The 25,053-nt window shown below is 59.4% G+C and carries 27 protein-coding genes and 1 tRNA gene; 12 read left to right on the forward strand and 16 right to left on the reverse strand.

Annotated elements, in window-relative coordinates:
• Positions 1-7: 7 nt before the first annotated feature.
• Both QE453_RS16325 and cysG read right to left on the reverse strand, forming a co-directional pair.
• Positions 8-322, reverse strand: a complete 315-nt coding sequence (locus tag QE453_RS16325; RefSeq protein ID WP_004441838.1) for a DUF2849 domain-containing protein — start codon at positions 320-322, stop codon at positions 8-10.
• On the reverse strand, positions 315-1,778 hold the full coding sequence (cysG, locus tag QE453_RS16330; protein WP_244404975.1) for a siroheme synthase CysG: 1,464 nt from the start codon (positions 1,776-1,778) through the stop codon (positions 315-317). Before cysG ends, QE453_RS16325 begins: the two co-directional genes overlap by 8 nt.
• Here cysG and QE453_RS16335 point away from each other — a divergent pair.
• Genes QE453_RS16335 through mazG form a run of 3 tightly spaced genes read left to right on the forward strand, consistent with a single transcriptional unit; the run spans position 1,764 to position 3,523 of the window.
• Positions 1,764-2,072 carry a hypothetical protein gene (locus QE453_RS16335; protein WP_244404974.1) on the forward strand — a complete coding sequence of 103 codons (309 nt, stop codon included), beginning with the start codon at positions 1,764-1,766 and terminating at the stop codon, positions 2,070-2,072. The two genes, cysG and QE453_RS16335, sit on opposite strands and share 15 nt — an antisense overlap.
• On the forward strand, positions 2,038-2,625 hold the full coding sequence (locus QE453_RS16340; RefSeq protein WP_037092792.1) for a deaminase: 588 nt from the start codon (positions 2,038-2,040) through the stop codon (positions 2,623-2,625). Before QE453_RS16335 ends, QE453_RS16340 begins: the two co-directional genes overlap by 35 nt.
• Before the next feature lie 52 nt (positions 2,626-2,677).
• Positions 2,678-3,523 carry a nucleoside triphosphate pyrophosphohydrolase gene (gene mazG, locus QE453_RS16345; RefSeq protein WP_309777474.1) on the forward strand — a complete coding sequence of 282 codons (846 nt, stop codon included), beginning with the start codon at positions 2,678-2,680 and terminating at the stop codon, positions 3,521-3,523.
• A 123-nt stretch (positions 3,524-3,646) separates the two neighbouring features.
• Here mazG and ccoP read toward each other — a convergent pair whose 3' ends face one another.
• The 5 genes from ccoP to cobU all read right to left on the reverse strand — a co-directional run bounded on the left by ccoP (position 3,647) and on the right by cobU (position 7,800).
• Positions 3,647-4,510 (reverse strand): cytochrome-c oxidase, cbb3-type subunit III, encoded by an 864-nt coding sequence (ccoP, locus tag QE453_RS16350; protein WP_006697432.1) that lies wholly within the window; start codon positions 4,508-4,510, stop codon positions 3,647-3,649.
• Between the two features lie 2 nt (positions 4,511-4,512).
• Positions 4,513-4,665 carry a CcoQ/FixQ family Cbb3-type cytochrome c oxidase assembly chaperone gene (locus QE453_RS16355; RefSeq protein ID WP_004441852.1) on the reverse strand — a complete coding sequence of 51 codons (153 nt, stop codon included), beginning with the start codon at positions 4,663-4,665 and terminating at the stop codon, positions 4,513-4,515.
• A 12-nt stretch (positions 4,666-4,677) separates the two neighbouring features.
• Positions 4,678-5,409, reverse strand: coding sequence for a cytochrome-c oxidase, cbb3-type subunit II (ccoO, locus tag QE453_RS16360; protein WP_309777475.1), 732 nt, complete (start codon positions 5,407-5,409; stop codon positions 4,678-4,680).
• A gap of 9 nt (positions 5,410-5,418) precedes the next feature.
• Complete coding sequence (gene ccoN / locus QE453_RS16365) at positions 5,419-7,041, reverse strand: cytochrome-c oxidase, cbb3-type subunit I (RefSeq protein WP_035208797.1); 1,623 nt, start codon at positions 7,039-7,041, stop codon at positions 5,419-5,421.
• Between the two features lie 237 nt (positions 7,042-7,278).
• Positions 7,279-7,800, reverse strand: coding sequence for a bifunctional adenosylcobinamide kinase/adenosylcobinamide-phosphate guanylyltransferase (cobU, locus tag QE453_RS16370; RefSeq protein ID WP_309777476.1), 522 nt, complete (start codon positions 7,798-7,800; stop codon positions 7,279-7,281).
• A 501-nt stretch (positions 7,801-8,301) separates the two neighbouring features.
• Between cobU and QE453_RS16375 the strand changes: the two genes are divergently transcribed.
• Together QE453_RS16375 and QE453_RS16380 are read left to right on the forward strand one after the other, a co-directional pair.
• Entirely contained in the window at positions 8,302-8,994 is a 693-nt protein-coding gene (locus QE453_RS16375) for a DUF599 domain-containing protein (RefSeq protein ID WP_006697428.1), read from the forward strand.
• 68 nt (positions 8,995-9,062) lie between these two features.
• Complete coding sequence (locus tag QE453_RS16380; protein ID WP_035208795.1) at positions 9,063-10,028, forward strand: DUF1624 domain-containing protein; 966 nt, start codon at positions 9,063-9,065, stop codon at positions 10,026-10,028.
• 251 nt (positions 10,029-10,279) lie between these two features.
• Here QE453_RS16380 and QE453_RS16385 read toward each other — a convergent pair whose 3' ends face one another.
• Both QE453_RS16385 and mgtE read right to left on the reverse strand, forming a co-directional pair.
• Positions 10,280-10,666, reverse strand: a complete 387-nt coding sequence (locus QE453_RS16385; protein WP_004441868.1) for a MerR family DNA-binding transcriptional regulator — start codon at positions 10,664-10,666, stop codon at positions 10,280-10,282.
• Positions 10,667-10,740: 74 nt separating this feature from the next.
• Positions 10,741-12,168, reverse strand: a complete 1,428-nt coding sequence (gene mgtE / locus QE453_RS16390; RefSeq protein WP_022556183.1) for a magnesium transporter — start codon at positions 12,166-12,168, stop codon at positions 10,741-10,743.
• Positions 12,169-12,561: 393 nt separating this feature from the next.
• Here mgtE and QE453_RS16395 point away from each other — a divergent pair, with 393 nt between their 5' ends.
• The 3 genes from QE453_RS16395 to QE453_RS16405 are packed head-to-tail and all read left to right on the forward strand — an operon-like array spanning position 12,562 to position 15,674.
• Positions 12,562-14,862, forward strand: coding sequence for an FdhF/YdeP family oxidoreductase (locus QE453_RS16395; RefSeq protein ID WP_309777479.1), 2,301 nt, complete (start codon positions 12,562-12,564; stop codon positions 14,860-14,862).
• Positions 14,862-15,161, forward strand: coding sequence for a hypothetical protein (locus QE453_RS16400; RefSeq protein ID WP_309777481.1), 300 nt, complete (start codon positions 14,862-14,864; stop codon positions 15,159-15,161). Before QE453_RS16395 ends, QE453_RS16400 begins: the two co-directional genes overlap by 1 nt.
• A gap of 18 nt (positions 15,162-15,179) precedes the next feature.
• A complete protein-coding gene (locus tag QE453_RS16405) occupies positions 15,180-15,674 on the forward strand; it encodes a peptide deformylase (RefSeq protein WP_037092801.1) in 495 nt (164 codons plus the stop codon).
• A 3-nt stretch (positions 15,675-15,677) separates the two neighbouring features.
• Here QE453_RS16405 and QE453_RS16410 read toward each other — a convergent pair whose 3' ends face one another.
• Positions 15,678-16,106 (reverse strand): OsmC family protein, encoded by a 429-nt coding sequence (locus QE453_RS16410; RefSeq protein WP_309777482.1) that lies wholly within the window; start codon positions 16,104-16,106, stop codon positions 15,678-15,680.
• Between the two features lie 124 nt (positions 16,107-16,230).
• Between QE453_RS16410 and QE453_RS16415 the strand changes: the two genes are divergently transcribed.
• Positions 16,231-16,398, forward strand: coding sequence for a Thivi_2564 family membrane protein (locus QE453_RS16415; protein ID WP_003502827.1), 168 nt, complete (start codon positions 16,231-16,233; stop codon positions 16,396-16,398).
• A 58-nt stretch (positions 16,399-16,456) separates the two neighbouring features.
• On the opposite strand, the gene QE453_RS16420 is transcribed toward QE453_RS16415, so the two are convergent.
• Together QE453_RS16420 and QE453_RS16425 are read right to left on the reverse strand one after the other, a co-directional pair.
• Positions 16,457-16,843, reverse strand: coding sequence for a PAS domain-containing protein (locus tag QE453_RS16420; RefSeq protein ID WP_022556187.1), 387 nt, complete (start codon positions 16,841-16,843; stop codon positions 16,457-16,459).
• Positions 16,844-17,420: 577 nt separating this feature from the next.
• Positions 17,421-17,505 (reverse strand) — tRNA-Leu (locus tag QE453_RS16425).
• A 189-nt stretch (positions 17,506-17,694) separates the two neighbouring features.
• Here QE453_RS16425 and lipB point away from each other — a divergent pair.
• From lipB to QE453_RS16440, 3 genes are all read left to right on the forward strand, one after another.
• Entirely contained in the window at positions 17,695-18,426 is a 732-nt protein-coding gene (gene lipB / locus QE453_RS16430; RefSeq protein WP_006697422.1) for a lipoyl(octanoyl) transferase LipB, read from the forward strand.
• 64 nt (positions 18,427-18,490) lie between these two features.
• Positions 18,491-19,558 (forward strand): NAD(P)-dependent alcohol dehydrogenase, encoded by a 1,068-nt coding sequence (locus tag QE453_RS16435; RefSeq protein ID WP_035208785.1) that lies wholly within the window; start codon positions 18,491-18,493, stop codon positions 19,556-19,558.
• Positions 19,559-19,629: 71 nt separating this feature from the next.
• A complete protein-coding gene (locus tag QE453_RS16440; RefSeq protein ID WP_004441900.1) occupies positions 19,630-20,568 on the forward strand; it encodes a DMT family transporter in 939 nt (312 codons plus the stop codon).
• 18 nt (positions 20,569-20,586) lie between these two features.
• Here the strand turns inward: QE453_RS16440 and QE453_RS16445 are convergent, their stop codons facing one another.
• From QE453_RS16445 to secDF, 4 genes are all read right to left on the reverse strand, one after another.
• On the reverse strand, positions 20,587-21,045 hold the full coding sequence (locus QE453_RS16445; protein ID WP_004441904.1) for a hypothetical protein: 459 nt from the start codon (positions 21,043-21,045) through the stop codon (positions 20,587-20,589).
• A gap of 127 nt (positions 21,046-21,172) precedes the next feature.
• A complete protein-coding gene (locus QE453_RS16450; protein WP_077986263.1) occupies positions 21,173-22,018 on the reverse strand; it encodes a phytoene/squalene synthase family protein in 846 nt (281 codons plus the stop codon).
• A 23-nt stretch (positions 22,019-22,041) separates the two neighbouring features.
• The gene (locus QE453_RS16455; RefSeq protein ID WP_004441908.1) at positions 22,042-22,434 is read right to left on the reverse strand and encodes an Mth938-like domain-containing protein; all 393 of its coding nucleotides are present in this window, start codon (positions 22,432-22,434) and stop codon (positions 22,042-22,044) included.
• The gene (secDF, locus tag QE453_RS16460) at positions 22,434-24,998 is read right to left on the reverse strand and encodes a protein translocase subunit SecDF (RefSeq protein ID WP_004441909.1); all 2,565 of its coding nucleotides are present in this window, start codon (positions 24,996-24,998) and stop codon (positions 22,434-22,436) included. Before secDF ends, QE453_RS16455 begins: the two co-directional genes overlap by 1 nt.
• Between the last annotated feature and the right edge of the window lie 55 nt (positions 24,999-25,053).

The raw sequence follows: 25,053 nt of genomic DNA on the forward strand, positions 1-25,053 counted from the left end.
TTCTTCCTCAGACTGCGATAAATGCTGCATCGGCCGGCTTGTAGCCGGTCGCATAGTGCACGGTCGGGCCGGCGGCGCGAATGCGCTCGCGCAGGCGCGTCGGCCAGAGCTTGCCGTTCTCTTCCACAACGTCAACGATATTAACGTCAACGACCTTGTTGGCGGAAAAATCCCGTTTGCCGATCTCCTCGAACGAGGCGACCGCTTCCGCATGGCGGGCGACGATTGCGCCCTGCAGGTTTTCCGTCCATTCGCCGTTGGCGTCGAGCCAGACGGCAATGCCATCGCTCAGGCGGTTGGCGGTCAAAACCTTGTCAGCCATTTACATACTCCCGTTTGAGGTCCGCCGGCCTTCCGGCAAGCGCAAGCGCCTCGGACCTGTCGAAATTGGCGCCCGCCACCGCATCGCCGATGATGACCATGACAGGACCGGTCAGTTCATCGCGATGTTCAAGGTCGGGCAGATCGTTTAATGTTCCGTGCAGCAGGCGGCGATCCGCGCGGCTGGCGTTTTCGATAACGGCGACGGTGGTTTCCACACCGAGCCCCGCTTCGATAAGCCTTGTGGCCACCGAGGCAGCGACGCTGCGGCCCATATAGACGGCAATGGTCGCACCGGAAACGGCAAGCCGGGCCCAGTCGGGCAGAACATCGCCTGTCAGATCGTGACCGGTGGTGAAAATCAGCGACGAGGCGACACCACGCAGCGTCAGCGGCAGTTCGAAATCCGCAGCGGCGGCGAAGGCCGACGTGATGCCAGGCACGATCTCGTAAGCGATGCCAGCATCGCGCAGCGCTGCCATCTCCTCGCCCGCACGGCCATAAACCAGGGGATCGCCGGATTTGAGGCGTACGACGCGCTTGCCGTCCTTGCCGAGACGCACCAGCAGGCGGTTGATCTCGTCCTGCGACTTGCTATGGCAGCCCTTTCGCTTGCCGACCGATAGCCTCTCGGCGTCGCGACGGCCCATATCGATGATCGCCTGCGGCACTAGCGCATCGTAAACGATGACGTCGGCTTCCATCAGCACGCGCTGCGCGCGCAGCGTCAGAAGATCTTCCGCACCGGGTCCGGCGCCGACAAGCCATACGCGGCCTTCGCTGCGTTCGGGCGACCGCAGAAGACGGTCGACAGCCTGATGGGCGGCCGGGGCGTCGCCGACGGCGACGGCATCCGCAACTGCACCGGAGAAAAATCGCCGCCAGAAATTGCGCCGCAACGCGCCCTTCGGTACGGTTTGTTCCGCTGCACCGCGGTACTGCACGGCGAGATGTGCCAGCTTGCCAAGTGACGGCGGCAGCATCTGGTCTATGCGCGCGCGGATCATCTGCGCGAGCACCGGCCCTGCCCCTTCGGTGCCAATAGCCACCGCGACGGGTGCCCGGGACACGAGCGCCGGCGTGAAGAAATCGCAGAATTCCGGCTGGTCCACCGCATTGGCGGGGATTTTCCGGGAACGCGCGGCTGCAACGATGTCCCTGTCCAGAACAGCCTCACCAGTTGCAGCAAAAACCAGGGTCGCACCATCGACCAGATGGCTGGCAAAAGCATGAGGCCGATGATCGATGCCGTGTTCGTGGAGATAAACTGCGTAATCAGCCTCCGGCTCGTCGGCATAGGCAATGATATGCGCATTGGTATTGGCAAGAAGCCTAACCTTTGCGAAGGCCTCATCGCCATTTCCGAAGACGGCAACCTGCCTGCCCTCGACCCGGAAGAATGCGGGGAAGGTTGAAAGGCGATCGCTGGCAGCGGAAAAATCATGTTCGTTGTGCATTGGACATATATCCCGCATCGCGGCGCAAGATTGAAGAAACAGAAATTCAAGCCTTTCCGGCACCTGGATTTTTATTTCTCGAACACCCCGGTTTTGGAGGAAAACAAACCGGACTCTGTTTCCCGCACGCCTGGAGGCTTCCAAGCGCAGCGCGAATCCCTTGACAAACCCGGCCCCCGCGCCGAACAAGGGAAGACAATTTGCCATCTGTTTTCCATGCGAAGACCGCTTTATACAAGCGGCAAGAAGGACCGCCCCCTTGACCAGCCAGCCACTTTCCGCCCGCCTTCTTGATGTCATCGAACACGATATCCTGCCGTTGACAGCCCGCGGTGTCAGCCTTGGCAACAAGGTTTTTGGCGCGGCAATCCTGCGTAAGTCCGACCTGTCGCTGGTGGTTGCGGAAACCAACAACGAGCTGGAAAATCCGCTCTGGCACGGCGAGGTGCATACGCTGAAGCGGTTTTACGAACTGGGCGAAAAGCCAAATACGAAGGACCTGATTTTCCTCTCCACCCACGAACCCTGCACCATGTGCATGTCCGCCATCACCTGGGCCGGTTTCGACAATTTCTACTCCTTCTTCAGCCACGAGGATTCGCGCGACGCTTTCGCTATCCCGCATGATCTGAAAATCCTGAAGGAAGTCTTCGGGTTGGAGCCGGGCGGCTATCGCCGCAACAACGCTTTCTGGAACTCGTATTTCATCACCGATCTGGTGGAAGTCGAGGAGGATCCGCTGAAAAGCACGTTGAAGGCGCAGACCGCCCGCATCAAGGCGGCCTATGACGATCTGTCCACCAGCTATCAGTCGTCGAAGGGCGGCAACGATATTCCTCTGAATTAAGCGCGGAGCTGGACGGCCGGACCGGCATAAACACAAGCGAAGGTTTGAGCATATGGAAGCCTCGAAGGACATTTCCCGCCTGATCGAGATCATGGAAGCCCTGCGCCAGCCGGAAACCGGTTGCCCGTGGGATGTCGTCCAGACCTTCGAGACGATCAAGCCCTATACGATTGAAGAGGCTTATGAAGTCGCCGACGCCATCGAGCGCAGGGACATGGACGATCTTTGCGAAGAACTGGGCGATCTTCTGTTGCAGGTCGTCTTTCATGCACGTATCGCCGAAGAGCGCGGTGAGTTTGCCTTCGGCGATGTGGTGCATGCCGTCACCTCGAAAATGATCCGCCGACACCCGCATGTCTTTGCCGCCTCCGAGGCCGATACGCCCGACAGCGTCAAGCTGCAGTGGGACCGGATCAAGGCCGAGGAAAAACGCGAGCGCGCAGCGCGCCGTGCGCGCCGGGGCATCACGGAGGACTTCAAGGCCGGCTTTCTCGGCGGAGTGCAACGCAGCCAGCCGGCGCTGACCGAAGCGCTCAAACTGCAGGAACAGGCGGCGCGTGTCGGTTTCGACTGGTCGGACCCCGCCTCCATTCTCGACAAGATCGAAGAAGAAATCGCCGAACTGCGCGAAGCGCTGGAGGAAGGAAGGCCTGAAAAGGTCTCAGACGAACTGGGCGACCTGATCTTCGCCCTCGTCAATATCGGCCGTCACGTCAAGGCCGATCCGGAAAACGCGCTGCGCGGCACCAACACGAAATTTCGCAGGCGCTTCAACCACATCGAAAAGTCGCTCGGCGAAAATGGCGAGACGCTGGAGGAAGCAAGCCTCGAGAGGATGGAAGACCTCTGGCAAGCGGCAAAGCGCATCGAACGCTCGCTCGATAAGGTCACGTCCTGAGCGGCAGGACGCCTCGCGGCTCGAGCGCCGGTTTTCTCTGCCCGCAGCCGAGCTGCATCATCGAAGAAGAATGGAAACAGTCGAGGGCCGCATGATGCGGCCCCTGCTTTTGCTCAGACGCTCTTATTCGCCGCCGCCCAGCGAGTGCACGAAGATCGCAAGCTGCTTGACCGTCGTGTCACCGAGGCGCTCACCCCAGGCGGGCATGACGCCATGCTTGGGAGAGCGTATCTGCGAAACGATCCCCTCCTCGCCATGAGATTTCAGCCAGATGGCGTCGGCAAGATTGGGTGCACCGAATTCGCGGTTGCCCTTGGCATCTTCCCCATGGCAAGAGGCACAATTGTCGGCAAACAGCTGCCTTCCGGGTTCCACCAGCACCGGGTTGGAAGGCGTTCCCGTGAGGCTGAACACATAAGCGGCAACCTGACGAATTTCATCCGGCTGCAGTATATCGCCAAAGGCCGGCATTTCCGAAGCACGTGTGTCTGGATCATCCTGAAAGCGGATGCCGTGCTTCACCGTCGTATAGATGTCATCGACGCTGCCGCCCCACATCCAGTCGTCGTCATTGAGGTTGGGATAACCCTGCCCGCCCTCCGCGCCAGAACCGTGACACTGAATGCAATTGACCTTGAAAGCGGCAGCACCGCCCGAAAGGGCAAATTGCATCAGCGTCGGGTCCGCCTGGATGTCGGCAAGCGACGAATTGGCGATCTTGTCGACATAGATGCTCTGAGACTGTCTGGCATCGGCCAGGTCCGCGGCGATTTCGGCACGGCTGTTCCAGCCGAGGACGCCCTGGGTTGCACCTGAAATCAGCGGCCATGCCGGAAAAGCGATGGTGTAGCCGATGGCCCAGACAATCGTGGCGTAGAATGTCCACACCCACCAGCGAGGCATGGGGTTGTTCAATTCGCGAATACCGTCCCACTCGTGGCCGGTGGTTTCGACGCCACTGATTTTATCGATGTGTTTTTCGGACATGTTCAGTCCTCCCTGAGCGGAATGCTGGCCGCATCGTCCGCGGCCCTTTTCGAGCCTGGGCGAAGCGTGAAGATGACGACGCCGGCGAAGAACAGGGTCATGGCAAGCAGGCCCCAGCTATCGGCGAAGTGGCGCATGGCCGTGTAGGTTTCCATCGTTCCGCCTCCTCACCGGTAACCGGCGGCATCGTCATAGGTCGAGAAATCGACCAGCGTGCCGAGCATCTGGAGATAAGCGACCAGCGCATCCATTTCGGTAAGCTTCGCCGGATCGCCATCGAAGTCGCCGACCTTGGCCTTGGGATAGCGCGCCAAAAGCTCGCTCGTATCGGCATTCGGGTCAGCCTGCGCCTTCATGTCCGCACTGGCCTTTTCGATCATCTCGTCGCTATAGGGAACGCCGACCGCCCGGTTTGCCTTCAGTTCCATGTCGACATCCGTCACCTTGAGTGCCGTCGTCTTGAGGAAAGCGTAGGACGGCATGATCGATTCCGGCACCACCGAGCGTGGATCGGCCAGATGCTGCACATGCCATTCGTTCGAGTAACGGTCACCCACGCGCGCCAGGTCCGGCCCGGTGCGCTTGGAACCCCACTGAAAAGGATGGTCGTACATGGATTCCGCCGCCAGGCTGTAATGCCCGTAACGTTCCACCTCGTCGCGGAACGGACGGATCATCTGGCTGTGGCAGACATAACATCCCTCGCGAATGTAGATGTTGCGCCCGGCCAGCTCCAGCGGCGTGTAGGGCCGCATGCCTTCCACCTTCTCGATGGTGTTTTCGAGGTAGAAGAGCGGTGCGATTTCCACGATACCGCCGATCGAGACCACCAGCAGCGAGCCGACCAGAAGCAGGGTGGCGTTACGTTCGATGACGCCGTGTTTGTCGAGTATGGACATCGGCCCCTCCTATTCAGCAGGCTGCAGCGAAGGAGCCGCGCCTTTGCTGGCGCCCTCCTCGCGTTGATGACCGAGGATGGTCATGGTGACGTTGTAGGCCATGATCAGCGCGCCGCTGAGGAACATCAGGCCGCCCAGTGCACGCATCACATAATAGGGGAACAGCGCTGCCACCGATTCCGCGAAGGAATAGACAAGGAAGCCCTGGCTATCATATTCGCGCCACATCAGCGCCTGCTGGATGCCGGCCACCCACATGACGGCGGCGTAGATGACGATGCCGAGCGTGGCGAGCCAGAAGTGCCAGTTCACGAGTTGCAGGCTGTAAAGACGGTCCCTGCCCCACAGCTTGGGCGTCAGATAATAGATCGCGCCGAAGGTGATCATGCCGTTCCAGCCGAGCGCGCCCGAATGCACATGGCCGATGGTCCAGTCGGTATAGTGGCTGAGCGAGTTGACGGCCTTGATCGACATCATCGGGCCTTCGAAGGTGGCCATGCCATAGAAGGCAACCGCCATCACCATCATGCGCACGATGGGATCGGTACGGATCTTGTCCCAGGCGCCCGAAAGCGTCATCAGGCCGTTGATCATGCCGCCCCAAGATGGCATCCACAGCATGATCGAGAACACCATGCCAAGCGTCTGCGCCCAGTCCGGAAGTGCCGTGTAATGCAGGTGGTGCGGGCCTGCCCAGATATACATGAAGATCAGCGCCCAGAAGTGGATGATCGACAGGCGGTAGGAATAGACCGGGCGGTTCACCTGCTTCGGAATGAAGTAATACATCATGCCGAGGAAGCCGGCCGTCAGGAAGAAGCCGACGGCGTTATGGCCATACCACCATTGCGTCAACGCGTCCTGTACGCCCGAAAAGGCGGAGTAGCTCTTGACGCCGAGAAAAGAGACGGGAATGGCGAGGTTGTTGACGATGTGCAGCATGGCAATCGTCACGATGAAGCTCAGGTAGAACCAGTTCGCCACATAGATATGTGGCTCCTTGCGTGTCAGGATCGTGCCGAGGAACGTGATGAGATAGGCAACCCAGACGATCGTCAGCCAGATATCGACATACCATTCCGGCTCCGCATATTCGCGTCCCTGCGTTATGCCGAGCAGATAGCCGGTGGCGGCCATGACGATGAAGAGGTTGTAGCCCCAGAACACGAACCAGCCGAGATCGCCGCCGAACAGGCGCGCCCGACAGGTTCTCTGCACCACGTAGAATGAGGTGGCAATCAGCGCATTTCCCCCGAAAGCGAAGATCACCGCCGACGTGTGCAGCGGCCTTACACGGCCGAAATTGAAATAGGGTGCGATGTTGAGATCCGGAAAAGCAAGCTGCAGCGCCACCACGACGCCGACCAGGAAGCCGACGACGCCCCAGAAGACGGTGGCGATGACACCGTATCGTACGACTCCGTCGAAATATTCCGACTTGCGCCGGGCCCGCGCGGCCGGATCGACGGGCGCAAAGGAGACACGGCGCAACAGAAGCACCGTGCTGACCAGCAGCGTAAAGAACAGCACCCACATATGGGCGGCGAAAAGACTGTCATGGGCGAATGCCGCCCCGAGCAACGCGAGAAAGGCCCCAAGGGCCACGATCGCGGTTTCCAGTGTGTAGTTCATTGTTGGTTTCCCCCAACGTGCAAGCCGACCGACGAAAGGCACTGCATGCGCCTGGGAGAGCGGACGTGCGCCTTTGCGTCGGTTGGAGCATTGCCACCGGGAATGGGAAGCGACCTTGATCCAGATCAAGAAAGCAAAGCTGCCGCAGCCTCGCCAAAATGCGGCTCGCATTTGCAGGGGAAATTTGCCTATAAACAAGGATACGGCGATGTCGACCGCACTTTCGCGGGTGCCGCTTCAGCCCTTCATTTTCAGGGGCAACCCGGCGGCGACGAAAAAGACCTCACCGGCAATGGCGGCGATTCGCTGATGCAGCCGCCCCGCATGATCCCGGAATTCCCGCGCCATGCGATTTTCCGGCACGATGCCGAGACCGACTTCATTGGAAACGAAAATCAGCTTCGCCCGAGCCGACAGGATCGCCGCCTCAAGTGCCGCGAAGGCAGCATCGAAATCCGCATTTTCCATCATCAGATTGGTAAGCCACAAAGTGAGGCAATCGACGAGAACGACATTGTCCGGCCGGTCCAGCCGCTCCAGCATGGCGACGATATCGACGGGCGCTTCATGGGTGGTCCATTCGCCGCCACGCCGCGCCTGATGATGGGCGATCCGGTCACGCATCTCGTCATCCCAAGCCCGGCCGGTGGCCAGATAATGCAGGTTTCCGCCCGCCTTTATGGCAAGTTCTTCCGCAAAACGCGATTTGCCGGAGCGCGCGCCGCCAAGAATGAAAACGGAGCGGTTATTATCTGTCATGGGAAACCTGAAGGGAGAGAATAAACGGACCGGCATCTTCGCCGGGTCGCGAGCCAGTGACAGGCGGACATGAAGGGAACGATTCGTAGAAAAGGCGTCCCCCGGTTGCTCACGCCGGACTGCCGCTGATACCGGGCCGGAAAAAACAAGACCTGCCTGCAGGATGCAGGGCATATCAGTCTTGATGCTCCGGATACCGGAAACACCGGTCCGGAAGAAAAGCTAGGTGCGAACGTCCATCCTGTCAATCCGTCCCTGCCGTTGGTGAAAAACCAGGCGGAACCGGTACGCAAAACCTTAACCCGGAACCGGCAGACCTGTCGTCCGCGACAGGACTGATAAAGCGACTTGGTTACCGGAAAGTTAGCGTTAAACCGAATGATGAAACCGCAACGCCAAAAGAGAATATGGGAGCGACGTCAGCCGCCGCCATTGCCTTGCCATGGCCTTCAAATCAATATGGTTTCGAAGATTCGCAAACAGCAAGGTGGCCTGCCCGTAATGACCGTCATCGACTATATCGCGATTGTCGTTTTCATCCTTCTATGGGCCGCCTACACCCATGTGACGACGGGAACGAGGCTGTTTTCGCGCGCCAGCCTCAACCAGGCCATGGCCGAGCGCCGTCGCGACTGGATCATGAATTCGCTGAAGCGCGACCTGAAGATGATCGACACGCAGATCATGGCCGGCCTGCAGAACGGAACCGCCTTTTTCGCTTCCACCTCCATCTTCGCCATCGGCGGATGTTTTGCCCTTCTGGGGGCGACCGAGCAGGTCGAGTCGGTGTTTCGCGACATGCCTTTCGTGCATTATGCCGGTCGCACGGCTTTTGAACTGAAGGTCATCGGGCTCACCTGTCTCTTCGGTTACTCCTTCTTCAAATTCGGCTGGTCCTACCGGCTGTTCAACTACTGCACCATCCTCTTCGGCGCCATTCCCATGGTGCACGACGTCGGCGCCGACCGCGAGGCGGCGGAACGCGCGGCCGAGAACGTCATCAAGATGAACATCATCGCCGCCAAGAACTTCAATGACGGCCTGCGGACCATCTTTCTGTCCATCGGTTATCTCGGCTGGTTCATCAGCCCCTATGTCTTCATCGCCAGCACGGTCATCATCATTGTCGCGCTCTTGCGCCGCCAGTTCTTTTCCGAGGCGCGACGCGCCATCATGGAAGAAAACAGGCCTTGAAATAGCCGCACTTCAAGGGCCAAGCCGAGCAAGACACCGGCCTTACCGAAAGCTGAAAAACGGAAACCATGGACACAAACACAGTTGCCGACGAAAACCGCCGTAAAGGCCGCATAGGCGGCCTCGACACGCTCCGCGGGCTGGCCCTCATCGCCATGGCGTCCTACCACTTCACGTGGAATCTGGAATATTTCGGTTATCTCGAGCCAGGCACGGCAACCACGGGCCTCTGGAAGCTTTACGCACGCGGCATCGCCACGTCATTTCTGTTCCTTGCGGGTTTCAGCCTGTTTCTCGCCCACGGAAAGGGCGTGAACTGGCCATCCTTCGGCAAGCGTTTCGCCATGGTGGCCGGTTCGGCGCTGCTCATCACCATCGCCACCTATTTTGCCTTTCCGGACAGCTTCATCTTCTTCGGCATACTGCATAATATTGCCGCCGCAAGCCTCGTGGGACTGTTGTTCCTCAGGGCACCCGCAGCCGTGACACTGCTTTTCGCTGTGATTGCTTTTATACTGCCGCAATATCTGCAATCCGAACTGTTCAATGCAAAATGGCTGGCCTGGATCGGCTTTTCCACCCAGCCACCCCGTTCGAATGATTATGTCCCGCTGCTGCCCTGGCTTGCGCCGTTCCTCGCCGGGCTTGCGGTCTCGCAATTCGTCACGCCGCGCGGCTGGCTCGACCGCTTTCGAAGCCCGAGTTCACCTCGCAACCTTCTTGCAAGCGCCGGCCGTCACAGCCTTGCCTTCTATCTCATCCACCAGCCAGTATTAATCGGGCTTGTTTACACCCTGTCGCTCGTCGCCCCACCCCCGCCTGTCGATCAGGTCGAACTATACAAATCAAGCTGCGAAAAAAGCTGCGTCGAACAGGCGAACGGGCTGGAGCTGTGCCAGCGCTTCTGCGGCTGCACGCTGGAGAAGCTCCAGGCGGAAAGCCTTTTTGACATCATGATGGAAGGCAAGCTGACCGCGGATCAGCAGACGAAGGTCAGCGAAGTGGCACAGCAGTGCACTGTTGAGGCGCAGTAGCGCAGGCAGCCAGAGCGTCAGCGGTCGCCGTCTTTCCTCCCCCTTTCCGGGGAGAAGGTGGCCCGAAGGGTCGGATCAGGGGGCGAACGTCGGTGATAAATCGAGATCATGTCCCACATCCCGCTGCCGCGACATTCTCGTCGGCGGGGCAAGCCGAACCCGCTCGTTTCATATGAAGTAAAGCGGAGAGTCTTGGAGCCGTTCACGACAGTTACGTCAACGGAATATCCGATACCACTAAAAAGCAGTGCTCAGGTCCCAACGCCGATTTCGGCAAGACGCGTCAGACAGGCTTCTTCGACATTGTCGAGCTCCGCCAGCGTCTCCTCGATATCCTTGCGCTTCTGCCGAAGATCGGCGCGCTTTTCATCGACCTTCTTCATCAGGAGCACAAGCTGGCCCGATTCCCCCGGCGGCTCCTTGTAGACCTGAATGATCTCGCGGATTTCGGCTATCGTGAAACCGATACGGCGACCGCGCAGGATTTCCTGAATGAGGCGGCGGTCCGCTGCACGGAAAAGCCTGGTGCGCCCGCGCCGCTCAGGATGGATCAACCCTTCATCCTCATAAAATCTGAGTGTGCGGGTGGAAACACCGAATTCTCGGGTCAGTTCGGTTATGCTATAATATTTGTTCACGGGCCTATCCGATTCCTAACCGGATCATTATTATTTGACCTTCACGTAAAAGTCAATTTTATGGCAGCCCTCGCCTATCCCGAAATTCCGTACCACCAGGTCGCTATTCCCAGGAAGGCAAAAAACCCGACAATGTCCGTCACCGCCGTTACGAAGACGGCGGATGAGACGGCAGGGTCAGCTCCGAACTTGTCGAGGACGAGCGGAATGAGAATTCCCGCCAGGGCCGCCGCGAGCATGTTGAGACACATGGCCGTGGCGATGATGCCCCCAATATGGATGTCCTGAAACCATAGCGCCGCGACAACGCCGATGGCGCAGCCGAACAGCATGCCGTTCAGAATGCCCACCCCCGCCTCGCGCCGGATGATGCGGGCGGCATTGTTGATATCGAGGCTTTTGGTGGCGAGCGCGCGCACCGATACCGTCATGGTCTGCGATCCGGCGTTGCCGCCCATGCCGGCAACCGCAGGCATCAGGATCGCCAGCGCGACGATCTGCTGGATCGTCGCATCGAACAGGCTGATGACGGAAGCGGACAGAAAGGCAGTGATGAGATTGACGGCGAGCCACGGAACGCGGGAACGCGACGTGCTGGCGATGGAGTCCGACAACTCTTCGTCACCCACACCGCCGAGACGCAGAAGGTCTTCCTCGGCCTCCTCCTGGATGACGTCGACCACGTCATCGATGGTCAGCACGCCGACCAGCCGGCCGTTATTGTCCACCACGGCGGCGGACAGAAGGTCGTATTGCTCGAAGAGCTGCGCTGCCTCTTCCTGGTCCATTTCGGCTGGAATGGAATGGTTTGTCTCATGCATGATCGTTTCGATCTTCACCTGGCGCTTGGCCCGCAGCACCTTGTCGAGATCGAGCGCGCCGACCAGCTTGAAAGTGGGATCGATGACAAAAATCTGGGTGAAGGAATCCGGGAGTTCCTCCTCCTCTCGCAGATAATCAATAGTCTGCCCGACAGTCCAGAATGGCGGCACGGCGACGAATTCCGTCTGCATGCGCCGACCGGCCGAGCTCTCAGGATAGTCCAGCGCCCGCATCAACCGCACGCGCTCGGTGAAGGGCAGCTGCGAGAGAATGTCCTTACGATCCTCGTCGTCGAGGTCTTCAAGAATGTAGACGGCGTCGTCCGAATCGAGTTCGCCGATACCGGCAGCGATCTGCTCGTTCGACATCTGATCGACGATATCGAGGCGGATACCTTCATCCACCTCGGTCAGCGCCGTCATATCAAAATCGGAACCGAGCAGCCGCACAAGCGCGTGGCGCTGTTCCGGGAGAATGGATTCAAGCAGGTCTCCGAGTTCGGATTCATGCAGTCGCGCCACATTCTTGCGCAGGAACAAGAGGTCGCGATCGGCGATTGCCGCACCCACCATCGTCAGAAAATCGGAACGCACCGAGCCATCTTCGGCATAAATATCCGACGGGGCATCCGACGGCTTCAATTCATCGGGCGCGACAGCGTCGTCGTCACGGTCTGTCATCAGGCGTCCCCTTGTATTCAAATGCCGCAATGCTCGGATTCGAAGGCAGAATGGCGTTAAAAAGCATATTGTCAACAACCGGATAGCTGCAAATACCTAAGCTTCGCGCGTGTCGCGAAAATTCCATTCGTCATTCCTCTTCGCCTCTCCGGCAGGATCGGGCGGAGTGCGGCTTATAAGCATGAATAGCCGATCCGTGCCGCTTGTTTTACGACAACGCCCGCACCCTTTACGCCGTTCCGCAGCCAAGGTTGAGAGCCATGACGCTGGTTTTACCGCAACGCACAACAAAGGCGTTGACAGCCGATGCGGATGGGCGCTTCTGAAGATATTTTTGACAAAGGACAAACCGCGCCGACCGGACGCGGAAAGTCAGTTTCGGGGTGGCAAACCATGAGCAAGACGGGTTTCATCGGCAAGGCATCGTCCGCCGCAGGCGGTTGGGGCGCACTTAAAAGCGTCGGCAAGCGCCTTCTGGAATCCGGGGCACCGATCTCGGGCGTCCGCACCCTGTTGAAGACCAATCAGCCGGATGGTTTTGACTGTCCCGGTTGCGCCTGGGGCGATCCGGAACACGGCTCCTCTTTCGAGTTCTGTGAAAACGGCGTCAAGGCGGTATCCTGGGAAGCGACCGAAGCCCGCGTGCCGCCGGCGTTCTTCGCCAGCCACACCGTCTCCGAACTGCGCGGCTGGTCCGATTACGAGTTGGAAAAACAGGGGCGTCTCACCCATCCCATGCGCTATGACCGGATGAGCGACAAATACCTGCCCGTATCGTGGGACGAGGCCTTTACCGAAATCGGCAGCATCCTCAACGGTCTCGACAACCCGAACCGGGCTGAATTCTATACGTCCGGCCGCGCTTCCAACGAGGCGGCTTTCCTTTATCAGCTAATGGTGCGGCTTTACGGCACCAATAATTTCCCCGACTGCTCCAACATGTGCCACGAGGCAAGCGGTGTCGGATTGAACGCATCGATCGGTGTCGGCAAAGGAACGGTGCTGCTCGAGGACTTTGAAAAGGCCGACGCGATTTTCGTGATCGGGCAAAACCCTGGCACCAATCATCCGCGCATGCTGGGCGACCTGCGCCGCGCTGCCCTGCGCGGCGCCCGGATCGCCGTCTTCAATCCCATTCGCGAAAAGGGGCTGGAGCGCTTTGCAGACCCGCAGGACAAGATCGAGATGATCAGTGGCGGCAGCACGAAGATTGCCACCAATTATTACCAGCCGCGCCAGGGCGGCGACATGGCGGCGGTGCGCGGCATGAGCAAGGCGGTCTTCGCCGCTGACGACGCCGCAAGGGCGGCGGGCGAACCCGCCATCATCGACTACGACTTCATCGCCGAACATGCAGCGGAGTTCGAGGCCTACCGTGCCGCCGTCGAAGCGACGAGCTGGGAGACCATTCTCGACCAGTCCGGCCTCACCCGCGAGGAGATCGAAGAAGCCGCCCACATCTACATGAAGGCCGGCTCCGTCATCGCGACATGGGCCATGGGCGTCACTCAGCATCGTCACTCGGTCGTCATCGTGCGCGAGATCACCAATTTCATGTTGCTGCGCGGCAATGTCGGTCGTCCCGGTGCGGGCCTTTGCCCCGTGCGCGGTCATTCCAACGTTCAGGGCGACCGCACCGTCGGCATCGATGAAAAAGCACCGCCCGCACTTCTCGATGCGCTGGAAAAGGAACTCGGCGTTACCATGCCGCGCAAGCCCGGCCACAATACGGTGGAGGCTGTGGCGGCCATGCTTGAGGGCAAGGCGCAAGCCTTCATTGCGCTCGGGGGTAATTTCCTGCGCGCCACGCCCGATAGCCCGCTTATTATCAAGGCATTCGAAAATCAGAAGCTCACCGTCAACATCGCCACCAAGCTCAATCATTCGCATCTCGTGCCGGGCGAAACCTCGTTCGTGCTGCCTTGCCTGGGGCGAACCGAGATCGACCGCAATTCGGCAGGCCGGGCGCAGATCGTCACGGTCGAGGATTCCATGAGCATGGTGCACGGCTCCGGCGGCATCAATCCCCCGGCGTCGGACGAGCTGCGCTCGGAAGTCGCCATCATCGCCGGCATCGCAGAAGCGACGCTGGGCAGCGGGCCTGTGAACTGGAAAGCGCTCGCTGATGATTACGATCTTATCCGCGACATGATCGAGCGGGTCATTCCCGGCTTCGAGAATTTCAACGAACGCGTTCGCGTGCCGCGCGGCTTCCGTCTGCCCAATAGGGCTGCGGAACGGCAATGGAACACACCGGCGAAAAAGGCGATCTTTTTCAGCGGCCCCCTGCCCGAGCAGACCGAACACCAGCAGGCGCTCACGCGCGAGAACCTTTTCGTCCTGCAGACCTTCCGCAGCCACGATCAATACAACACCACGATCTACGGCATGGACGACCGCTATCGTGGCGTTTATGGCGAACGCCACGTCATCTTCATGAACCCGGCGGATATGCAAGCGCTCGGCGCCCATTCCCGCCAGCGTGTCGATGTCGTTGGCGAATATGGCGATGGGGTCGAACGCATCGCACAGAATTTCCGGCTGGTGCCCTACAATATTCCGCGGGGCAGCATCGGCGGTTATTATCCGGAACTGAATGTGCTGGTGCCGCTGTCGAGCTATGGCAAAGACAGTTTTACACCGACGTCTAAATCCGTGCTCGTGTCCGTCCGCCTGCGCCCGGATGCCTCCTGATGAATGAGGAACAGTCCGCTGATGCCTTCATGGCCGCGGTGGCACGGGTTCAAGAGCGATCGCAGCCCTTGCTCACATCCACCGGCGCGGCGATACTGATTGCGGTCGACCTCAATATAGCCACCGACAGCCGCGGCATTGCCAACAGGCTGGGTCTTGCACATGCCCTCGTTCTGCGCGAAATCGCCGGTCTGTCACCGCGCTTCGTGCAGATAACGAGACGCCATGCCCGCACCCAGCGCAGCTTCCTGGAAGCGACAGCGGAGGGAAAGGCGCTCGCCGCCGCCGCCCGGATTTGAAACGAACGGAGCATTTCCTTGGCAACCAGGCCTATCCTGCCCTATCCGCATCCCGGCTTGTCGGAAATCTGCGAGCCGGTCACGGTGTTTGACGGGCAATTGCAGGATCTTGTCAGCGACCTGATCGACACGATGCGCGCCGCCCCGGGTGTCGGCATCACCGCCGCCCATATCGGCGTGAAGCAGCGTGTTTTTGTGTTGGAACTGACGCCGGGGACCGTCCTTACCTACGTCAATCCCGAAATCATCGGCCGCGCCACGCAGACCATGCGACATGTGGAGGGCAGCGTCTCGATGCCGGGCTTCACGGACGAAGTGGAGCGGCCATCCAAGATCGAAGTGAGGTTTCAGGACATCGACGGCACGGAGCACCGTCAGGCCGTCGAGGGATTTCACGCCATCTGCATTCAGCACGAGATTGACCAGCTTGACGGCATTTTCTGGGTGAAGCGGCTTTCGAAGCTGAAACGCGACCGGCTGGTGAAGAAATGGGAAAAGTCGAGGAAGCCGTAACCGTCAGCTGGTAATCGACAGCACAAATTCCGCATCGCCCTTCAGCGTGTTGCTGACGGTGCAGATATCCTCCGCCCTGTGCGCAAGCGCCAGTCGCTCCGCCGCGTTGAAGCTTCCGGCGATCTCCATCCGAATGTCGAAGCGGATGATGCGATAGGGTTCATCAGCCGATTTCTCGCCGGAGACATCAACACGAACACCCTCGAACAGATCGAGCAGTCCCAAGCCGCTGGCTGCGATGCGGACGCTGAGCGCCAGGCACGCGGCCAGCGAGGAGTATAAAAGATCGATTGGGTTAAACCCTGGCTCCGAAATCCCCGTGACGATGTCCAGAGCGCCACCGGTGACCGACGACACATGAGGACGGCCAAGCCGCCCCACGCTGACGGAAGCGCCGACCGGCCTCGATTTCATCCTCACGCTCTCGGTCATTCAGAAAATCCTAATTTAATCGCGCGCAATCGATCACATGGAACAAAATACTGGCTGGCGCCTTTTTACTCACGCAACGGTGAACCATCGTTGAATATCGAATTTCAATAGGGAGCTGGGACATATGGTTACATCTACGCTCGTCAGCATTCTGATCACCTTCCTGGTGATTGTGCTTGTCTTGTGGCTCATCGCGCGACTGCCCGTTGGCGGCGGCGCCAAACAGATCGCACAGGTGATCGTCATTATTATCGGCATTATTTCGTTGTTGAAATATCTCGCCGTGTTCTGATGTCCCGGCAAGGCGCAGACGAAAAAAGGCGGCGAAAGCCGCCTCTTTTTTGTTGTCGTTACTGGCGTGGTTCAAACTGGTAAGGTTTTTTCAGCGTGATATCCCGGACGCTGCCTATACCGAGAAAAGGCGTGCCCTCCGGATCGAAGATCGCCCTGCCCTTTGCCGCGATCCATCGGCTAGAGCCGTCAGGCAGGTTGACCTTGTAACGCTGATCGAAAAAGACGCCCGTGGTGATGCTGTCGAAAATGGCCTGTGCCACCCGATCGCGCATCTCAATATCGATCCTTTCCAGAATCTCCTCGATCGTTACCCCGCGTGATGCAACCGGTTCGGAAAATCCATGGCATTCCGCGGTAATCGCATCCATGATCAGCCTGTTGTCGGAAATGCTCCACATGTAATAACCGAGCGCATTGTCTGAATCCGTCTTGTCCCCCTGCACGAAAACCCCCGGATATTATTTCCTGACAAAAGCTAACATCAGACCTCTCATATTCCACCCCTCGTTTTGTGGGGGGAGCAGACGAGCTACCAAAGCGTGCATCAATATCCACCGGAATTTTCCGGCAATCCAAATTGTTGCGCCGTTCTAAAACGGACGACAAATTCCGACGAGGTATCGCAAACATGCGGGCGGGCGCCTACATGGCTGGGATGACATTTCGAGGAGTTCAAGATGATGCGAGCCGCCCTTACTTTCGGATTGCTGACCGCAACCGTCTTTCTGGCCGGATGCCAGACGTGGCATAGCCCATATCGTGGAAACGAGTGGCGAATGGATCAGGTAATGGATGGGGACCCCTACCGTGTCGGGGACGGACAGCGTTACCGACGCTAGTTCAGTCCGGCCATTCAATTCGGGCGGCGTTGGGTCAATGATTTGCCGCCCGTAATTTTTATAATGCTGACGGCAAGATAAAACACAGTAGCCGAATTGGCTCAGAGGCAGCCCGGCGTCTTGTGGGGTCAGGGCTAACCGATTGGCTAAAAAAGAAAAAACCCGCCGAAGCGGGTTTCTTTGGTGCGGTCGAGAAGACTCGAACTTCCACGGGTTGCCCCACAGCGACCTCAACGCTGCGCGTCTACCAATTCCGCCACGACCGCATCGTGGTAGGCGTCGACTTGCGCCGACGGGGGTGCATGTAGCAAAAGGATTTTGGGTGCACAAGAGCGTCGTGACAGTTTTTTGAAATTAAAAATCGCACTGCACCATCCTATATGCAGGAAGCCCGGAAATGCTGGGGTTGCGGCCGTGACGCCATTTTGCGAGAAGGCTGTGGAAAGGACTTTTTCATGCTTACACGCACGGATATCGAGACAAAAATGCTCCCCGCCGCCGGTTCGCCGCCCGTTCGCTGGCGAATCTCCGATGGCCTCGTGCCTTACGAGCAGGCGGTAGAGGAAATGGAGCGCGAGGTTAGCGCCATCGCAGCTGGCGAGGCAGACGAACTCGTCTGGCTTCTGGAGCATCCGCCGCTTTATACGGCCGGCACCAGCGCCGATGTGGCCGATCTGATCGAACCGGATCGTTTCCCGGTCTTCGCCACGGGGCGCGGCGGCGAATATACCTATCACGGCCCTGGCCAGCGGGTCGCTTACGTCATGCTTGATCTCAAACGCCGTCGCCAGGATGTCCGCGCCTATGTTGCGGCACTCGAGGACGTCATCATCCGCACGCTTGATAAGATGAACGTGCGTGGCGAGCGGCGGGAAGATCGTGTCGGCGTCTGGGTCAGGCGCCCCGAAAAACCTCTCCTGCCGGATGGCGGCATGGCAGAAGACAAGATTGCCGCACTGGGTATCCGTCTGCGCAAATGGGTGAGTTTTCACGGGCTCGCGATCAATGTCGATCCCGATCTCTCGCACTTCACCGGCATCGTTCCCTGCGGCATCAGCGCCTATGGCGTCACCAGCCTTGTCGATCTTGGATTGCCGGTTATGATCGGTGATGTCGACGTCCTGCTGCGCGAGGCCTTCGAGGAGGTTTTTGGCCCGGCAGTCCCCGAAACCGGCGCTGGCGGCTGACCGCCGCAACCCTTGCCGCAGGCCGGTGTTTGATGCATCGATCAACACAAGAGGAGGAACGATCATGTTCACAACATCCGCTTACGCCTGCGACGACGGTTCTTCACCGATGAAGCTTGCGACCATCAAGCGTCGCGATCCCGGCCCGCGCGATGTCGAAATCGAAATCGAATTCTGTGGCGTCTGCCACTCCGATATCCACACGGCCCGCAGCGAATGGCCGGGCTCTCTTTACCCCTGCGTTCCCGGCCACGAAATCATCGGCCGTGTCGGCCGCGTGGGTTCGGATGTCACCAGGTTCAAGACGGGTGACCGCGTCGGCGTCGGCTGCATCGTGGATAGCTGCCGGCAATGCGCAAGCTGCGCCGAGGGGCTGGAGCAATATTGCGAAAACGGCATGACCGGCACCTATAATTCGCCTGACAAGGCGATGGGCGGCGACGCCCATACGCTTGGCGGTTACTCCGCTCATGTGGTGGTCGATGACCGTTACGTTCTCAACATACCCGAAGGTCTCGATCCGGCCGCTGCCGCACCCCTGCTCTGCGCGGGCATTACCACCTACTCCCCGCTGCGCCACTGGAATGCAGGCCCTGGCAAGCGGGTCGGCGTTGTCGGTCTCGGTGGCCTTGGTCATATGGCGGTGAAGCTCGCCAATGCCATGGGCGCGACGGTGGTGATGATCACGACGTCGCCCGGCAAGGCTGAAGACGCAAAAAAACTCGGCGCCCATGAGGTGATCGTCTCGCGCGATGCGGATCAGATGAAAAAGGCCGCTTCGAGCCTCGACCTCATCATCGATGCCGTCGCCGCCGACCATGACATCAACGCTTATCTTGCCCTGCTGAAGCGAGACGGCGCGCTGGTACAGGTGGGTGCGCCGGAAAAGCCGCTGTCGGTAATGGCGTTCAGTCTCATTCCGGGCCGCAAGACCTTTGCCGGCTCGATGATCGGCGGCATTCCCGAGACCCAGGAAATGCTGGATTTCTGCGCCGAAAAAGGCATCGCCGCCGAAATCGAGATGATCGATATCGATCAGATCAACGATGCTTATGAACGCATGATAAAAAGCGATGTGCGTTATCGTTTCGTCATTGATATGAAGAGCCTGCCGCGCCAGAAGGCCGCCTGACCTGCGAAGGGGGCAGCCTTTAGCGCCCCCTTCTCTCAATGGACCTTCCGGTCGAAAGCGCTATTCGAACCATGACCAGCCAGACCGGTTTCAGCGATGTCGCCAAGGGCATGACGATCATGGCGACCTGCATGTTCGTGCTGCCCGTCATGGACGCAATAGCCAAATACATGGCCGTGGTTGGCGGCATGTCACCGGCGCAGGTAACCTTCTATCGCTTCTTCTTCCAGGTGGTCTGCACCCTGCCGCTGCTGCTCATGGTCTCACCCAGCGCGCTTTTCAGCGCGAAGCGTCCGTGGATGAACTGCCTGCGCGGCGTATTGCACGCTTCCGCCAGCCTGATGTTCTTCGCCGCAGTCAAATACATGCCGCTTGCCGATGTGTTCGCGATCTATTTCGTAGAACCGTTCATGCTGACGATGATGTCGGCTCTGTTTCTCGGCGACAGGGTCGGCTGGAAGCGGTGGACGGCGATCGTGGTCGGCTTCGGCGGCGCGATGATCGTCATTCAGCCGAGCTTCGAAATCTTCGGCTGGACGTCGCTGCTGCCGGTGGCCTGCGCATTCCTCTACACGCTCTATCTCTTCCTGAACCGAGCCATCGGCGACGCCGACAGCCCGCTTGTGATGCAGACCATGTCGGGCATTGCCGGCACGGTATTCATGGGAGCGGCCCTTCTTGCCGGCGATGCGCTCGGCGACAAGGATTTCGCCGTCTCGCTGCCGCAATCGGGATTGGCCCTGGCTCTGCTCGTGTTGCTAGGATCGATATCCGGCTACATGCATCTGCTGATCGTCAGGGCTTTCAGGCTGGCCCCGCTCTCGCTGCTGGCGCCGTTCCAGTATTTCGAGATCATCTCGGCGACGATCCTCGGTTATGCGCTGTTCTCGGATTTTCCGACGCCGTCGAAATGGCTCGGTATTTTCATCATCGTCGCATCCGGCCTGTTCATCATCTGGCGCGAACGCCAGCAGGCGGGGGCCAATCGGCCGCCGCTCGACGGGCAGTGACGGGCCATGCGATAGCCATCAGGTGCCGGAAGGCAGCGGCCCTTCATCGTGATGATCCTGCGCCTCGACGAGACTGCCGAGCAGCCAGAGAGAGACTTCGGCCGCCTCTCCTGCCGATTTGAAGCGGTATGAACCGCTATATTTCGGCATGTCGAAGAAGGTAACGACGAAACCGTCTCCGCTTTCCAGGCTCTCCACCCGGATCCGCTCGGGATCGATCATCACGCAAACGTAATGAGAACCCATGTTGCGCATGAAACCGGCCTTGTTGTCGTGCAGCCGCACGAAGGCAGCGCCTCCATCTGCCGTCATGTGCAGGCTTCTGATCGCCTCATTGGGAAAGGCGCGGGCGAAATCCATGATCGCCTGCCCGACATCATGGCTGTTGTCCTCATCCGTCGCCCGCGACATGCGCCAGGCATAAACGGCAAAGACCAAAAGCAGCACGAAAACGATAATCCAGATCGCCATATTCATCCGGAACGCTCCCTCAGCAACCAAACATCATGGGTCGCGAATCGAAACGAAGCGAACCCGGTTCGCTTTGATAGGAAACGAGGCTTGCGCGAAGTATGGCTCCCCGCATCGGCGCCAGGAGCGACGATCAGAAGCGCTTGAGGAAAGAGGCTTTTGCCAACAGCCATTGCCGACGAAGCTGCGATAATTGCACTTCGCCTTCAAACACGCCCGCGCCAGCCTTTCGCGCGGCCGTTATGACCGGTCCGGAAATGGCGACGGGCAGATAGGCCGCAAAGACGTTGCCCGAAATGCGAGCGCGTCTTGCCTTCTCGATATGATCCAGTGCATGGGCCGCGAACAGTTCGATGGCTATGCCGATCCGCTGTCGGTCCGTGCCTTCCAGGAACGTCTCCCGGTCAAGCCCGGCGGCCGAGAGCATGTCGGCTGGAATATACACCTGACCACGGCGACGGTGCAGTGGCATGAGCAGCAGCATGCCGGCCATGGCTTGCGCCACACCCGCATGTCCGGCCGCTTCCGCGCTTGCCGCGGCCTCTTCCGGAGACAGAACGAGGCTGGCAAGCTGGATCAGCGCCGAAGCGGTTTCCCCTGCATAGCCTTCAAGCGCGTTGCGATCCTCGAAAGGATCGTCGTAGAGATCGAAGATGCGCGCCTCGATCATGTTGGAAAGCACCGATCGTGGCAGCCTGTAACGCTCGATCGTTTCCAGAAGCGCCGACGCAACGGGGTGCGACTGGCTGTCCCCATGGGGACTTCCCTCGAGCAGATCGCGCCACCATTGCATACGCACCTCACCTGGCAGCGCTTCACGCACGGAATCGCGAATACGCGCAATCTCGGCGTTAAAGGCATAAAGCGCTGCAAGAGCATTGCGCCTGTCCGCGGGAGACAGAAGACACGCGAGATAGCGGTCACGATCCGTATCGCGCAGCGTCGCAAGGCAGACGTCGAGATTTTCTGTGGGTGCCATGGTTCCCCGCGCGGAGCGTTACGTCAGCCTTCGACGGCAATCAACGCCGCAGCCACGGCGCGCGATTCCGAAAGCATGATATTGTAGGTGCGTACGGCGGCACCCGTGCTCATCGGATCAATGGAAATGCCCGCCTCCTTGAAAGCCGCGCGCAGCTCCTTCGGCAGAACCCGCATACCATCTCCCGTGCCGATCAGCAGCACTTCGATATCCTGCGCTTCCGCAAGAACCTTTTCGAAATGCCCGACGCTCAGTTGTTTGGCATCAACGGGCTCCCACCCGTAAATGCCCGAAGGCAGGAGCAGAAGCGAGCCTCGATGCGACATGTCGGCAAAGCGGAAGCCGCCATTGCCATAAGCATCTATGGGCGCCCGGCCGGGAAAATGGGCCGGGCGTATTTCGATCCCGCCGGCCATCAGACGGCAGGCTTGCCGCCGATGGCGTTGCCGGACTTTTCATCCTTCTCGTCTTCCGCGTCCTTGCTATCAGGACGAAGCTTGAAGGCGATCAGCACCGGAGCGGCAATGTAGAGCGACGAGAACACGCCGATACCGACACCGAAGAGCATGGCGAAGGTGAAGGAGCGGATGACCTCGCCACCGAAGAGGTAGAGCGCGAGCAGCGCCAGAAGCACGGTCAAGCCGGTGAGGATGGTGCGCGACAGCGTCTGGTTCAGCGACACGTCGATAATCATCGACAGCGGCATCTTCTTATAGCGCCTCAGGTTTTCGCGGATACGGTCATAGATGACGACGGTGTCATTCAGCGAATAACCGATAATCGTCAGGATCGCCGCGATACTGGTAAGGTTGAACTCTATCCCCAGGAACACGAAGAGGCCGATTGTGAAGACCACGTCGTGCACCATCGAAATGACGGCGCCGAGCGCAAACTGCCATTCGAAGCGAACCCAGATGTAAATCATGATCGCCGTCATGGCGAGCAGGATGCCGATCGTGGAGGTGAAGGTGAGGTCACCGGAAACGGCGGGGCCGACAACTTCAACGCGGCGGAAGTCGTATTTGTCCTCAAGCTCGCCGCGCACCATGGTGATGGCGGATTGCTCGGCATTTTCGCCGCCTTCCTGCGCCTGAATGCGGATGAGAACATCCTGCGGCGTACCGAAATTCTGAGCCTGGATTTCACCCAGGTTGAGCTGGTTCAGACGATCGCGGATATCGGCCAGATCGGCTTCACCCTGCTTGGCACGGACTTCGATGACGGAGCCGCCCTGGAAGTCGATACCGAGGTTCAGGCCCTTGGCGATGAAACCGCCAACGCAGGCAAGCATGATGACGCCGGTGATCATGAACACCACGCGACGGTAGCGCATGAACGGGATGTCGCGACCATCGAACATGGCGGTACGAACGCCCTTCGGCAGATGCTTCGGACGGCTGCGGCGAACCCAGTAACCGAACATCCACGCCGTCAGTGTATAGGCCGTGAAGACGGTCGTGATGATACCGACGGCCAGCGTAACCGCAAAGCCCTTGACCGGACCCGTGCCCATGTAGAACAGCACGCTCGCCACGATCAGCGTCGTCAGGTTGGCGTCGATGATGGTCGCAAAGGCGCGGGTAAAGCCATTATCCAGTGACTGGATCAGTGGTTTGCCGCTTTTCACCTCTTCGCGTATTCGCTCGTAGATCAGAACGTTGGAATCGACAGCCATGCCGATGGTCAGGACGATACCGGCGATACCCGGTAGTGTCAGCGTCGATCCGATCACGCTGAGGACGGCCAGCAGCATGATGACGTTGACCACAAGAGCGATATTCGCCAGCAGGCCGAAGAAGCCATAGAACACGAACATGAAGATGAGGACGCCCACGGCGCCAATGGCGCTTGCCGTCAGACCGGCGGTAATGGAGTCGTTACCGAGGCTCGGACCGACGGTACGCTCTTCAACCACCGTCAGCGTCGCCGGCAGCGCACCGGCGCGCAGCAGCACAGCAAGGTCGTTCGCGCCCTGCACCGAGAAATTACCTGAAATCTGGCCCGAACCGCCAATGATCGGCTCACGGATGACAGGCGCGGAAATGACCTGATTATCGAGCACGATGGCGAAAGGCTTGCCGACATTCTGCTGCGTCGCCTGCGCAAACCGCTGCGCGCCGCGGCTGTCGAAGCGGAAGGTGACGACGGGTTCATTGGTCTGCTGGTTGAAGCTTGCCTGCGCGTCGACGAGATTGTCGCCGGAAACGAGCGCACGGCGCTCCACAAGATAGGGAACCGGCGGATCGTCCTGCGAATAGAGAACCTCGGACGTCGCTGGCGGACGGCCGTTCATGGCTTCCTGCACCGGCATGGTGGTGTCAACCATGCGGAAGGAGAGCTTTGCCGTCTGGTTGAGAAGTGACTTCAGGCGCTGCGGATCCTGAAGACCAGGCACCTGCACGATGATGCGGTCGGAACCCTGACGCTGGATGAGCGGCTCGGTCGTACCGACTTCGTCAACGCGGCGGCGCACGACTTCGATGGACTGCGAAACGGCTGATGACAGGCGGTAATCGATGCCCTCATCCGTGAGATTGAGACGCAGCAGATTGTCGCCACCATCATTCATCGTCACTTCGGTAATGGAGCCGCCGACCAGCGTACCGGCGGATACCGGCTGCGTCAGGTCGCGAAGTGCGTTCTTGGCGGCTTCCAGCTGCGCCGGATCGCTGATGCGGACCTGAATCTGCTGGCCGTTGCCGGTCAAGCCCGAATAACGGATGTTGGCATCGCGAAGCTGCGTTCGCACATCACCCACGATGGTTTCGAGCCGTTCCTTGACGATGTCGGAACGCTCGATCTTGAGCATGATGTGGGAACCGCCCTGAAGGTCGAGACCGAGCGTTACCTTGTTGTCCTTGTACCAGGCGGGCATGCCCTCCAGCTGTTTGTCCGTAAACAGATTGGGAGAGGCGATGACGACGCTTGCCAGCACAAGCAGCCAGATGAAGACTGTTTTCCAACGGGAAAAATGAAGCATTTCGATCTCGGTCAGGGTTGGGGTCGCGCTCTGCGCAACCCGTCAAAATTCGCAA

It is taken from the genome of Agrobacterium sp. SORGH_AS_0440 (assembly GCF_031453135.1).
GTDB lineage: Bacteria > Pseudomonadota > Alphaproteobacteria > Rhizobiales > Rhizobiaceae > Agrobacterium > Agrobacterium pusense.